12 protein-coding genes are annotated in these 13,276 nt (G+C 53.7%); 8 read left to right on the top strand and 4 right to left on the bottom strand.

Annotation, left to right across the window (positions count from 1 at the left end; genetic code table 11):
• The first annotated feature begins 67 nt into the window (after window positions 1–67).
• The 7 genes from EYB30_RS07660 (at window position 68) to EYB30_RS07630 (ending at window position 7,223) form a co-directional block, all read left to right on the top strand.
• Complete coding sequence (locus EYB30_RS07660) at window positions 68–1,045, top strand: NAD(P)/FAD-dependent oxidoreductase (protein ID WP_166838330.1); 978 nt, start codon at window positions 68–70, stop codon at window positions 1,043–1,045.
• A complete protein-coding gene (locus EYB30_RS07655) occupies window positions 1,042–1,749 on the top strand; it encodes an SDR family NAD(P)-dependent oxidoreductase (protein ID WP_166838329.1) in 708 nt (235 codons plus the stop codon). The genes EYB30_RS07660 and EYB30_RS07655 overlap by 4 nt, the downstream gene beginning before the upstream one ends.
• 203 nt (window positions 1,750–1,952) lie before the next feature.
• Window positions 1,953–4,337 (top strand): TonB-dependent receptor, encoded by a 2,385-nt coding sequence (locus tag EYB30_RS07650; RefSeq protein WP_166838328.1) that lies wholly within the window; start codon window positions 1,953–1,955, stop codon window positions 4,335–4,337.
• A gap of 45 nt (window positions 4,338–4,382) precedes the next feature.
• Entirely contained in the window at window positions 4,383–5,087 is a 705-nt protein-coding gene (locus EYB30_RS07645) for a response regulator transcription factor (RefSeq protein ID WP_166838327.1), read from the top strand.
• A gap of 3 nt (window positions 5,088–5,090) precedes the next feature.
• A complete protein-coding gene (locus EYB30_RS07640) occupies window positions 5,091–6,317 on the top strand; it encodes a sensor histidine kinase (protein WP_166838326.1) in 1,227 nt (408 codons plus the stop codon).
• Between the two features lie 220 nt (window positions 6,318–6,537).
• Window positions 6,538–7,005 (top strand): Tse2 family ADP-ribosyltransferase toxin, encoded by a 468-nt coding sequence (locus EYB30_RS07635; RefSeq protein ID WP_166838325.1) that lies wholly within the window; start codon window positions 6,538–6,540, stop codon window positions 7,003–7,005.
• Window positions 7,005–7,223, top strand: coding sequence for a hypothetical protein (locus tag EYB30_RS07630; RefSeq protein WP_166838324.1), 219 nt, complete (start codon window positions 7,005–7,007; stop codon window positions 7,221–7,223). The genes EYB30_RS07635 and EYB30_RS07630 overlap by 1 nt, the downstream gene beginning before the upstream one ends.
• A gap of 306 nt (window positions 7,224–7,529) precedes the next feature.
• Here EYB30_RS07630 and EYB30_RS07625 read toward each other — a convergent pair whose 3' ends face one another.
• The gene (locus tag EYB30_RS07625) at window positions 7,530–9,194 is read right to left on the bottom strand and encodes an isovaleryl-CoA dehydrogenase (RefSeq protein ID WP_166838323.1); all 1,665 of its coding nucleotides are present in this window, start codon (window positions 9,192–9,194) and stop codon (window positions 7,530–7,532) included.
• 200 nt (window positions 9,195–9,394) lie between these two features.
• Here EYB30_RS07625 and EYB30_RS07620 point away from each other — a divergent pair, with 200 nt between their 5' ends.
• A complete protein-coding gene (locus EYB30_RS07620) occupies window positions 9,395–10,651 on the top strand; it encodes a DUF2235 domain-containing protein (protein WP_166838322.1) in 1,257 nt (418 codons plus the stop codon).
• Window positions 10,652–10,678: 27 nt separating this feature from the next.
• Here the strand turns inward: EYB30_RS07620 and EYB30_RS07615 are convergent, their stop codons facing one another.
• From EYB30_RS07615 to EYB30_RS07605, 3 genes are read right to left on the bottom strand one after another with little or no spacing between them, the layout of a single operon-like run.
• Window positions 10,679–11,422, bottom strand: a complete 744-nt coding sequence (locus EYB30_RS07615) for an ABC transporter permease (RefSeq protein ID WP_166838321.1) — start codon at window positions 11,420–11,422, stop codon at window positions 10,679–10,681.
• Window positions 11,419–12,339: an ABC transporter ATP-binding protein gene (locus EYB30_RS07610; RefSeq protein WP_166838320.1), complete on the bottom strand. Its 921-nt coding sequence runs from the start codon at window positions 12,337–12,339 to the stop codon at window positions 11,419–11,421. Before EYB30_RS07610 ends, EYB30_RS07615 begins: the two co-directional genes overlap by 4 nt.
• A complete protein-coding gene (locus EYB30_RS07605) occupies window positions 12,336–13,262 on the bottom strand; it encodes an alpha/beta fold hydrolase (protein WP_166838319.1) in 927 nt (308 codons plus the stop codon). Before EYB30_RS07605 ends, EYB30_RS07610 begins: the two co-directional genes overlap by 4 nt.
• Window positions 13,263–13,276 lie beyond the last annotated feature (14 nt).

Raw genomic sequence — 13,276 nt, 5'->3', positions numbered from 1 at the left:
TTGGGCTGATCGCAAGAAGCATGCGACACGTATCCTGTCTGGCTATAGATGCTTAACAGGAGAGAAAGTGAGCATTGCTATTATTGGTGCCGGCATGGCCGGTGCTGCCTGTGCCAGCAGACTAGTGCGTCAGGGGCAACAGGTAACGGTTTTTGATAAAGGCCGCAGTGCCGGTGGCCGCATGAGCAGCAAACGTACTGTGCAAGGCTACCTCGACCTGGGGGCGCAGTATTTTACCGCCCGTGACGCTGCTTTTATGGCCCAATGCCAGCATTGGTTACGAGCCGGCAATATAGCGCAATGGCAAGGCCGTTTAGCCCGGCTTGATAATGGCATTGTTGTCGCATCACCAGATGAAAGTGTGCGTTTTGTCGGTGCACCATCTATGCAAGCGCCGGTCGCAGCACTTTTGCATGCCGTCTCTTTGCATACCGGTTGTCAGGTTGATCAGCTGGCGTTCGACGGCAAGCGTTGGCAGCTATTCAGTGCCGGTGTCAGCCTGGGGCAGTTTAATCATCTGGTGCTGGCCATTCCGCAACAACAGGCGGAACAACTGCTGCAGTATGCTATTTCCCTCAATCCTGAGCTAAATCAACTATTTGCTACGCCTGCGTTGCTGCCCTGCTGGGCGGTAAATGTCACGCTGGCGCACAGTCCCTGGCCTTATGACGGTATTTTTGGCGAAACGGGCCACCCGCTAAGCTGGCTGGCGCGGCAAGGTTCTAAGCCCGGCCGTTGCCAGGGCGAACATTGGCTGCTGCATTTTAGTGCGGCGTTTTCACAGCAATATCTTGAAGCAGATAGCAGTGAGATAGCTAAGCTGGCCCTTCAGGCCTTGCAGCAGCTGACGGGCGAACCGCTATCTGCCAAAGTTAGCCATTGCCATCGCTGGCGTTATGCTCAGCAAAACCCGGCCTTCCCGCATTACGGTATGGTTTACCGGCCCGAGTTGGCATTGGGGCTGGCCGGAGACTGGCTCAACGGGGGGCGGGTAGAAAACGCCTGGTTAAGCGGCGTGCAACTGGCGCGGGAGTTACAGCGATGACGCAATCGGTATTAATCATTGGTGGTGGTAGCGGTATCGGCTGGGCGCTGGCGCAGCATTATGCCGGCTGTGACGCTAAAGTTACCGTGATTAGCCGCCAGCCGGCACGCCAACACCGGGCGATAAACTGGCTACAGGATAGCTTAAGCACAGAAGCGGCCAGCGCAAATCTTGTCGCTGAAGCATTACGCCAGCAACCGGATACTATTTTTATCTGCAACGGCGTACTGCATGACGATAGCGCCATGCCGGAAAAAACCATCCGCCAGCTCGATACCGACATATTGGCCGCCCGCCTCGCCAGCAATGTGCAGGTGCCAGCGCGCTATATGAAATTGCTGTTTAGCTATTTGTGCAAACAACCTCAGGTAAAACTGCTGGCGCTCAGTGCCAAAGTTGGCAGTATCGGCGATAACGCTTTAGGTGGCTGGTACAGCTACCGCATCAGCAAGGCTGCGCTGAATATGCTGATTAAAAACCTTAGTATTGAAGTGGGCCGGCTAAATAAAACTGCGGCTATTGTCAGTATTCATCCTGGCACAACGGATACGGAATTATCAGCGCCGTTCCAGCAAAACCTGCCAGCCGGGCAACTACAAAGCCCCGACGCCACCGCAAAACGCTTAGCCAGCGTGGCGGCTCAGTTAACCGCTGAGCAAACCGGTTTTCTGCTGAACTGGGACGGCAGCACCTTACCCTGGTAAAGCGCCGTGAGGGCACGCAGCGCTGACTACCGGCTTTAGCATCCTGGCTCTGACGGGCTTTCCACCTCCTGGCGACATTTTAGTCACAATAGCTTTGCTAACCTTGCGCTGTTTCAGCAAAAAATACAGCGGATAGTTGGAGGAAAGCAGATGAACAGGCTATTAAGACAGGAAACGTGGTTAATTGTTGGAGGGATAGCACAATGAGCCGCTATTTAACACAACTGGCGTGGCTGACGCTGTCGGCGCTAATCTGTGGTTGGCCAGCGCTTGGTCAGGCAGCCGAAGCGCCCGGTGCGTTGACCATTATCGTCAAAGATCAAAATATCGACCGGCCACTGTCAGAGGTACAAATCACGCTAACCGAGCGCGAAACCTCTGCCACGCAAACCTTCAGCAGCGATGCCCAGGGCCGTATTGTGGCAGAGCAGCTTGACCCCGGGCTGTACTCGGTAAGCCTGAGCAAAAGCGGCTTTACCTCCGTATATGAGCCCAGCGTACGGGTGGTAACGCGCAAAAACATCAGGCTGGCATTCGAGCTAAAGCCGCAGGCGATAGAAGTGGTAGAAGTCAGGGCGCAGCAAGCGGCCACCTTTGCCGCGGGTTCCAGCACCTATCTGGATCGGGAAGCACTGCGCAGTGCCGTCGGTGGTGGCGCCGATCCACTGCTGTCGCTGGACGGCCTGCCCGGCCTGGCCTCGGCCAGTGAATTTGCCAGCTTTAGTGTGCGCGGCCGTGGCCCACGGGATAACCTGGTCTTCGTCGATGGCTTGCCGTTTGATAAAGCGGTGCACTTTGACGCCAGCCTGGGTGAAGAAGAAGATGTCGGCGGCGGTGGCCGCTTCTCGATTTTTGCACCCAATGTGATAAGTGGTGCCGAATTCTCGCCCGGTGGCTGGGGCGCGGCCTATGGCGGCCGGGCGGCATCGCTACTCAAATTAGACGTTGCCGATGGCAACCCCAGCCCGTCGGCCAGTTTACGGCTGGATCTGGCCGGTTATGAAGTGGGCTACGACGGCCCGGCCGGTATTACGGATGACGCCACTATGCTGGTATCAGCCCGCCGGCTGGACTTTGGCGCCCTGTTTGAAACCATTGAAGAGCTGGACATTGGCGATCCGGTGTTAAGGGATGTCATTGTAAAGTCGGTGATCCCGCTAAACCAAAACCACACTGTGGAAATTCTGCTGGTCGATACGCATGAAGATTATATCCGCGACGTTACCCATGTGTTTGCCTCGCCCAACTTTGAAGATGCTGCCTTGCTGGACTTTGAACAGGACAGTGATCTGTACGGTATGACGTTGCGCTCGTTAATCGGTGATACAGCGGTGCTGACCAATAAGCTGTACTACCGCAAAAGCGACAAAATAAGCTCAGAAGGCGAAGCCTTTCCTGATCAGGCACCTGAAGGCTCGCCAGCAGCTGATTTCCCCGTGCGGGAAAACATTATCACCATAGCGGAAGCAGAAACCGAGCTGGGCTGGCGCAGCGATTATGACACCGTGAATCAGTGGGGCCTGTTTAGTGCCGGTGTGCGGCTAACGCAAATAGAGCTGGACTACAGCACGGTGTTAGATGGCGACTGGATCCGTTTTGTGTACGACAGCGATGATTTCAGGCCAGATCCACAGCAGCGTTATATTGTGCTTACGCCCGACAGCATCAACTCGGCGTTAAAGCAAAAAGAAACCAGTTATGCCGGTTATGTTGAACAGGTGTTTCAGCAGGGTGATTGGGATTTTGGCACCGGCTTACGCTTTGAGCGTGATGGCTTTGCCGATGAAGGCGTTATTGCGCCGCGCTTTAGTGTGAACTGGCAGCCCGGGGGGAAAATCCGCTATTTTGCCAGCGCCGGCCTGTATCATCAGTCGCCACGTTATTTAGAGCTTGCCGCCAACGCGTCTAACAGGCTTAAGATGGAAAAAACCACCCATAGCAGTATCGGTTTTAAATATTTCCCCAGTAGCGATTGGTCGCTGTTAACTGAGGCCTATTATCAACGGCTGGACGATCTGGTGGTCGACCTTGACCGCACCAACGGCACCTTTGCCAATATTGGTGATGGCCGCTCCTATGGTGTTGATATCGTTGTCAACGGTACGATTATCCAGGGCCTGTACGCCAGCGCGACCTATTCGTACAACGATGCTGTAGTCGACCGCAAAGACGGCCGCGGCGATGTTGACGCAGAATTTAACCGCAAACATGTCGCAACGCTGGGGCTTACCTGGGAAATCAACGACCGCTGGAAAGTTGCTGCACGCTATAAATACCTTTCCGGAGCGCCGGATGATAACTTTATTATTCATGCCGACGTGTTGGGGCCTGGGCAAATGCTACGCTACTCAAAAGAAATTACAGAGCGTAATGTTGGCCGCAAAGACGGCGCCGGTTTATTAAACATGCGGGTTGACTACCGCCGTGCTTTTGGCCCTATTGATGTCACTGCCTTTTTGGATGTGATTAATGTTACGGCAGCGTCGGCCAGTGATGAAACCGAGTTTGACTACCGCCGCGGTGTGCAGGTGCAGGATAGCAGCGAAGCCGAACCGTTAATTGGTCTGCGCTTTGATTATGCCTGGTAAGGCACAGAGTAAGTGGCCTGAAAAGGCCCGCTAAGAGGAGGCACTATGGTACAGGCGCTTGAGGTCGTGCCGGTCAGGTTGCTGGTTGTCGAAGACAACCGCGACATCTGCGATAACATTGCCGGCTATCTGGAAAAGCATAGCTATGTGATGGATTTCGCCTATGACGGCATCAGCGCTATGTACCTGGCGTTAACCCAGCCGTTCGACGTGATAGTGCTGGATCTGATGTTACCGGGTATGGACGGCCTGAGTTTCTGTCACAAGCTGCGCCTTGAGGCCAAACTGCAAACCCCGGTGCTGATGCTGACCGCGCGCGACACGCTGGGCGATAAACTAAAAGGCTTCGCCGCCGGCGCCGATGACTATCTGGTTAAGCCATTCGCCCTGCAGGAATTGCATGCACGGTTGCAGGCGCTGTACAAACGCAGTCACGGTAAAACCGACAACCTGCTCACGGTGGCCGATCTGACGCTTAACAAGTCGACGCTGCAGGTACACCGCGCCGGCCAGCGGCTTGAGGTTAATCCGGCCTGTCTGAAACTGCTGCAGCGCCTGATGGAGCAGGCGCCAGCTGTAGTAATGCGCGATGAGCTGGAAACCTTATTGTGGGCAGACGAGCGCCCCGATGGTGACGCTCTGCGCTCGCACATGTATAAGCTGCGCCAGGCCATCGATCGGCCCTTTGCCTGCCCGCTTATTCATACCGTGCATCGCATTGGTTATCGCCTTGCAGAGGATGCAGAGTAAAACATGTACCGCCACAGTTTACGTAGTCGTGTTGCTATTGCTTTCGCCATCTGCGTGGCACTGCTCAGCATTGTCTGGGGCTTCGCCTTTTTGGCTGCCGTGCGGCTAAGTGAAGATCGGGTGCTGATACAACAGTTGCAAGTTGCTGCGCAAAGCTATCCTGTGATGCCGGCGAACCTGCGCGGTTACGATACCGCTGCCAGCCTGCCGGCAGCGCTGCAGGCCTGGGCACAGACCGACCCCGCTGCGGGCATTTACGAGTTTGAAGCACAAGAGCTGCATGTGGCGGTTATCAAAACAGACTCCCAACAACCGGCTTTTGTGGTGTTTGACGTATCCGGTATAGAGGCCGCCTCGTCGGAAGACTGGTGGCTGCTGCTGGTGATCAGCGCTGTGGTCGGCACCCTGGGGGTACTGGGTTTTGGTCTTGGCCTGCTGGTGATGCGCCGGGCCGTCGCCCCTGTGGTGCAGCTGGCCAACGCCGTGGCCGATATCGATGTAGAGCAGCTGTCTATTGATGACTATAAACGTATCGGCTCTGACCGCTTTGGCGATGATGAAGTGGGCGTACTGGCCGGCACCATTGAAAAAACGCTGCAGCGCATCAGCGCCTTTGTCGCCAGAGAGCGCGATTTTACCAGCTCTGCCAGCCATGAGCTGCGCACGCCCATCACCGTGATTACCGGCGCGCTGGAACTGCTGGAGCAAAGTGAGCTGGCAGAAAGCGATAGAAAAACGCTGGATCGACTGCGCCGTGCCACGCTGGAGATGAAAACCACCATCGAAATGTTCTTATGTCTGGCCCGCGAAACCGACGACGGCTTATATAACGAACAGTTTTTCGTGATGCCGCTGGTCACAAACGCCATAGAATTACAGCGCCACCTGCTAAGGGGCAAGTCGGTTGCCGTCGACATAGACCAGCACGCCAACCCCGCAGTTTGCGGCCATCCGCAGGCGTTTGCGATAGCGGTAAATAATCTGGTGCGCAATGCCTTCGAGCACACCCTCACTGGTCAGGGACCCATCACCATCCGCATTGCCGAGCGCGAACTGCTAGTCAGCAATCAGCTAAGCCCAGAGCCCGCTGCGCCGCAGCCGGCCAGCGACGGCGCAGCGCACGGCTATGGTTTAGGGCTTGGCATAGTGCAACGCCTGTGTGAACGCAACAGCTGGGCCTTTTCACTGCAAGCCGATAAACAACACGTTATCGCCCGCCTGTCGTGGTGATAAGACATTTATTTAACAACTTATTCAAACCTTTAGGTTTGGCGTGACGGCTAATCCATTTTTTACTACGGATAACAGTCATGAAAATGCAACCAATGACAAACCCAATCAGTCCCGAAGGGAGTAGCCGTGCTTAGAGCGAGAAAATTTATGCTGTCCTAGTGGCACTATTGCTCTAAATTCTCTTGGTAAATTTAATGTAAATTTATTGAGGTTTTTTATGGATAAAGAGACTCTGTTAAAAGATGTACTGTTGGATAAAGGCCAAATTCACCGATATTACGAAGGATTCGTACCGGTAAATTTGTGGCGAGGTCTGAATGTTAGAAAAAACATGGCGTTGTTTGAACTAATTGAGGATACGGAATTACTTTCTAACGGACGCCCAAGACCTGCTGATATCTCAATAACAGGTTCTGGTGCAGACGCCAGAGTTAACGTTAAAGAGCAACCAAGGGGAATTAGTACATTCGATAAACCCGGCATACCACAAGGCCCGCATTGGGAACATTACCGCATTCCTGCTAACACTGTCCTGCCGGACGGCTTGGCTATTGTTAAAGATCAATATAATCCCAAATATGAAGCCTATCATTATACGATTGCACCGGCGTATGATATGCCATTAGCCAAGTTTAAATTGCTGCTTAATCGATTGGCACAATCTGTTGTTAAGGAAGCTGTCTGATGAAAATTCCAAAACCTTATGTTCCCCTTATGCTGTCTGCCGTGCGTGATGCCGTGCTTTACAATGAACAGCTTTTAACTAGTGAAACATTGCGTGACCGTGACGACTACGAAGAGCATCTGATGCATTTAAGTCAGTTTTTTGAGTTCCTTAAAGAGGAATACAAAGCTAACGAGAATGAGTACGGATTAAAGCTGGAGCAGTTGATGAAAGATTAAGCTAATCCAAGTCACCGTTTTGCAAATCAGCGAACCGGTTTTACTGAATTGCCTACGTACACAGCGATCAGCTGTACCTATCAGTTATTGTAAATTTAAATCAAGCAAAGTAGTGTTCTTCACATAAAGTGTGTTGTGGTATGTTAGCCCGTGTTTAAGCGCAGGGCGACCCGCTAAATAAGCGTTATGTTTCCGAGTTACCCATGATCAGTAGACACCTTCTATAGTTAGGTATCGTACCTGACATTGAGGTGCAAGATGGCCAGAAGGTTAAATATTACCCTCCCAACCTCATCAGATTGGATTTCACACCTTCGGCTGTGCTCTGGCCATTAACGCCATGCAGCCTATATCTACCGGCAGGGTGCCGTAGTTGCTGCAAATGCCGGGTATTAGCCGGGCGCGGATAAAGGCGTCAGCGACTATTGCCTCGCCATATTGCAGCAACACACTGGCCTGTAACAGCAGCGCTAACTGATCGACGATGCTGCGGGCGCGGTATTCCAGCGTGGCGCTATGCTGCAATGCTTGCTGTAGCCGGGAAAAAGCGGCGTCGTAATCTTGATTGCGGCCCGTTACGCTTTGCAGTTCACTCAGGCAGGCGGCTAGGGCTTCAGGTTCTTTTTGCATGGCGCGCAGCACGTCCAGACACTGAATATTGCCCGAGCCTTCCCAGATGGCATTGACCGGTGCTTCGCGGTATAGCCTGGGCAGGATATTTTCTTCGACATAGCCGACGCCGCCCAGGCACTCCATCGCTTCATAGCAAAACTGCGGTGCGCGTTTGCAAATCCAGTATTTGCCGATGGCGGTAGCCAGGCGGACAAACTGCTGCTCGCTCACCACAGCCTGATTATCCAGCGCATAGGCGACGCGTAAACTCAGTGCCAGCGCTGCTTCGCTGTCGAGCGTAAGGTCGGCCAGTACATTTTGCATCAGTGCATGCTGCTGCAGGTTTTTGCCAAAGGCGCTACGCCCGGCAGTATGGTGCAGCGCCTGGGCTAAAGCGGCGCGCATTAAACCGGCCGAGCCTAGCATGCAGTCAAACCGGGTCAGTGCCACCATATCGATAATGGTGCGCACGCCGCGGCCTTCATCACCAATGCGCCAGGCAAAGGCACCGCGAAACTCCACTTCAGATGATGCATTAGAGCAGTTGCCCAGCTTGTGTTTAAGGCGCTGAATATAAAACTGGTTTTTACTGCCATCCGGCCGCCAGCGCGGTAATAAAAAGCAGCTTAAGCCGGTATCGGTTTGCGCCAGCGTTAAAAAGCCGTCGCACATTGGTGCCGAGCAAAACCATTTGTGCCCCACCAGCTCGTATTCATCTTCGCTTAACCGCATGGCCCGGGTGGTATTAGCGCGTACATCTGAGCCGCCTTGTTTTTCTGTCATCGCCATGCCGACAGTTAAGCCGGCTTTGGCAAAGTAGGGTTTGTTGTCAGGGTCATACTGTGCCGTGAGTACTTTACCCAGCCAGTCGGCAGCGGCTTTCGGCGCTTGCTTTAGCACAGGTACAGCGGCATAGGTCATGGTTAGCGGGCAGCCGGAGCCGGCATCGGCCTGCATATGCTGATACACCATGGCGGCGCGGGCTACCTGAGCGCCTTTGCCCGGCTTAACCCAGGGTGCTGAGGGCAGGCCAAAGGTTATCGCCGCCTGCATCAGCTGATGGTAGGCCGGATGAAAGCGCACCTCGTCAATGCGGTTTCCAAAGCGGTCATGACTGTGAAATTCGGGCGGATATTGATTAGCCAAAAAGCCCGCCTCCGCCAGCGCGCCGCCACATAAATTGCCATAGCTGGCCAGATCGGCGCTGTGCGCGGCGCCAAAGCGGCTTACCCAGTATTGCAAGGCGCTGTCACTGAGCCAGCTGTTAAACGGCGTGAGTGATGATGGCTGGTTCAGTACCTGATGGGTTTCAGCTTCGGCGCTGTAAGGCCGTGTTGCTGACTGGGTTTGCTCTGACATATGCGCCTCCGGTTACGTTAGTTACAGTGAACCATTTAACAGCTCAGGTCTCAAGTTTAGCGCCCGGTTGCAGCAGTGGTAGCAGCCAGGCTCTGAGCGCCTTGATGGTTATTTTTTATACAACTTCAACTATACTTAGCCTTGTTCTGGCGCTAGTGCCGACAATTGGCCGGGCGCCTATTCCTGATGGGGGCTCGGTTATGGCAGCGGCAAAGCGTATTATTATTTGTTGTGATGGTACCTGGAACGAACCGGATCAAAATCCGACTAATGTCACCAAGTTGGTGCGCAGCATTAAACCCACCGCCAGCGATGGCACACATCAGGTGGTGTTTTACGATCAGGGAGTTGGCACCGGCGGCAGCATAGACAAATTTGTCGGCGGTGCCTTTGGTAGCGGGCTGGAAAAAAACGTGCTGGATTGCTACCGCTTTTTGGTACACAACTATCAGCTGGGCGATGAAATATACGCCTTTGGCTTTAGCCGTGGTGCCTACACGGCACGGGCTTTTGTCGGCTTTATTCATGCGGTAGGTCTGCTGGAAAAACCTAAGCTGGATCAGTTAAAGGCCGCTTACAAGTACTACCGCACAGAGCCGGATAAAAGAACTACCGGCAGTTACGACGACAACTACCGGCCCGATATTCGGATGGTGGGCGTGTTTGATACTGTTGGCGCGCTGGGCGCACCCACCCCGTTGCTGGGCAAACTCACCCGCGGCTGGGTCGGCTTTTTCAATACCCACCTGAGCAAGCAGGTAAAACATGCCTACCATGCCCTGGCATTGGATGAGCGGCGCGCGCCGTTTCAGCCCGACTTATGGACCGGCAACCTGAATGACGATCAGTATGTCGAGCAATGTTGGTTTTCCGGTGCCCACTCTGATATCGGTGGCGGCTACGAAAAATGCGGCTTATCCGACATTGCTCTGCAATGGATGCTGATTAAAGCCAGTGCGCTGGGGCTGGAATTTAACGACAACTACCTGCTGGAACTATGCAAGCCCGATTTAACCATGCAGCCGCACAATTCTTATTCAGCCGGCTATAAATTGCTGGAAAAACTCGGTGCCGGCGAATCGGTGCGCCGCCTCTTTGGCGATCCGAACAATCCGCCAATTAATATTAGTATTCACGACAGCGTGTATCAGCGTATTGCCGCCGGTCATTATCAGCCGCAAAATCCGGATTTTCCTGCTACTGATAAACTTTCAGACCGGCGCAGCAAACCGCGCTTTGTCATTACCGACACGCCGGCCGCGCAGCTGACGTTAAAAGAATTTGCCGAACAGTGCCAGTTGCTGGACTACAGCCAGGGTGGCGGCGCGCGTATTCAATACAACGGCGCGCTGAAAAAAGGCGACAACCTGAGTATCAGCAGCAGTCATTTTGGCAACAGTAGCGCCCTGTGCGTGTGGAAAAAAGGTAACCAGTACGGCCTGCAGTTTGCTGCCTGAGTATTCAGGCAGCGTTATCTGCCGCAGTCAGGATTTGGCGGTGGTCATTCGTTTGAACGACCACACCGCCAGTATGGCTAACAACAGGCTGGTGCCCAGCAGAATTAACAGGTTCAACCACAGCGCATAGCCCTGATCCATGCCAATGACTTTCAGGCCAAGCTGCGATAAGTGATAGCTAGGCCAGATCCAGCTGGCGTACTGCATGACCTGCGGAAACAGATGAATAGGCAACCAGAGGCCGGATAGCAGCGCCATCGGCAGGTAAATAAGGTTTACCACACCGGGCGCAGCTTTATCGCTTAGCGTTAAGCCTAATATCAGCCCAATCAGAGCAAAGGGCACTGTCCCCAGCAGCAACACCAGTGCCAGCAGCAGCCATTGTGTAGCCTGTAGCTGCACGCCGGCAAACAGCACAGCGATACTAAACAGCAGCAGGATGATGATTAGCGAAAATACCAGAGCAGTGCAAAACTTTGCCAGCAGATACGCCGCTACCGGCATCGGTGATAACCGTTTTAATGTTAGCCAGCCGTGGCCGCGATCGCTGGCAATATTGATAGCAAAATTAAACATCGCCGGGCCCATAATGCCAAAGCAGCCATAGGTGACCAGCATATAAGCACTGGCAGCGCCGCTGTTAAACAACACGCCAAAAAACAGATAGAATACGGTGGGAAACGCTAATGCCGGTAACACAAAGCCCGGCGTACGCCAGACACTGACTAAGTCGTACCAGGCTTCGTTGCGGTAAATATGTACTGTGCTCATGCGGCGCGCTCCTGTGGTGTGCTGTGAGTTTGGGTAAGTTGTAAAAACGCCTGCTCCAGTGCCACAGGTTGCACTTCTAACTGACTGACATTGTGGTCTGCCAACAACAGTGCCTTAACGCTTTGCTCAGCCTGGCTGCTTTGCAGGCGAACCATATCTTTGTCCCGTTGCAGCTGCAATACACCCGGCAGCGCGAGTAGAGCCTCATCCGTTAATGTGCTGCGACAACTGATAACCTTGTACTGGGTTAAGGCTTTTAGCTCAGCGGGGCTGCCATTAGCAACAATGCTGCCTAGGTGTAATACCGCAATACGATCGGCCAGTTGTTCGGCCTCTTCCAGATAATGGGTGGTCAGCACTATAGCAACACCTTGCTGCTGCAGCTGCTTAACCTGCTGCCATAAAATACGCCGAGCCTCGACATCCATGCCCAGTGTTGGCTCATCCAAAAACAGCAGTTTAGGCTTACCAGCCAGTGCTAAGGCAAACAATAACCGTTGTTTCTGGCCACCCGATAAGCGACCAAAGCGCTGTTGGCTGTGTTGCGAAAGCCCGGCCAGTTGCACCAACTCGGCAGCGCTATAACCTTGCTGGTAGTAGCTGCTAAACAAATTGCACTGTTCAAATACGGTTAAATTGGCGCTTAAGCTGCCGATTTGCAGCATTACGCCCAGCTGCTGACGCAGCGCAACACTACGCTGACTGCCCGATAGCAGCTGATCAAACAGGCGTATTTCGCCGCCATCGGCGTTTACTAAGCCTAAGATGGCTGAGATCAGCGTGGTTTTGCCGGCACCATTCGGACCGAGAATACACAGCACCTCACCGGCTGCGACGCTAATATCAACGCCGGCCAGCACAGTGTTAGCACCATAACGTTTTATCAGGCCTGTTACTTGTAGCGGTTGCTGTATCATTTTGCACCTCCGCCAATCTGCTGTTGTAAAAACTGCACTATCTGCTGATTCAACCAGTCCGGAGCGTCGGCCATAATAAAGTGCTTAGCATCAGGCGCAAAAGCGAAGCGATGATATTGCGCCGGAGCATTGGCAAGCTGCTGTTCGTAATTTGCCTGCACTTGCTCAGGTGTGCTGTACGGTGCGCCATGCTGCAGCGCCCCCAGGGTTAATACAGGCACACTAATATTCGCCAGCTGTGGCCGTAAATCTGCCCGCATCAGCTCACCCATTACCCGGCCAGAGGTCATGCCGTCCGAGCGATACATATCAGCCACGATGCGCTGCTGCCATTGCTCGTTGTTGGCCATACTTTTCGCCATGGCCATCGGGTCAAAGCTACCTTGAGGCTGCTGAGTATCGCCGCTGTTATTGGCCTGGTTGGCGGCAAAGAGTGCGCCCAGGGCCGGTAAACCATCGACATTTATCGCTGCGCCTATCTGCTCTGGCGCGGTTGCGGCCAGTGCCAGCGCCAAATACCCGCCCAGCGAGTGGCCAATTACCACTGGCTTATCCAACTGCTGCTCGCGGATATAGCGCAAAATGGCGTGCTGTTGTAAAGGCAGATAACCCTCGCCCCAATTTTGCATCGGAATAGGCGCCACACCGGCAAACCCAGCCAGGGTAAAAATATGCAGCTGATAATCGGCTTTTAATGCATCTACCGTGCTTTGCCACACTGTGCCGGATGACGCCAGCCCGGGTATAAGAATGACCGCCGGGCCCTGGCCAACCACCTCAACGTTAAAGCAGTTGCAGGCATGCTGTGCTTGTTGTGCACTGGCAACAGGTTGCACTTGTGCTGTGGCCGGCTGGCTGACCAAACCGCTGCCTAAACCCAGTGCCAATACTAACGTGCGGATACTGATGTTGAATGTTTTCATAATGATGACCCCTT

The sequence above is a fragment of the Rheinheimera pleomorphica genome (assembly GCF_011634895.1).
Taxonomy (GTDB): domain Bacteria; phylum Pseudomonadota; class Gammaproteobacteria; order Enterobacterales; family Alteromonadaceae; genus Alishewanella; species Alishewanella pleomorphica.
The sequence above is the reverse complement of the archived record's forward strand: the minus strand, read 5'-3'. Positions and strand labels throughout refer to the sequence as shown.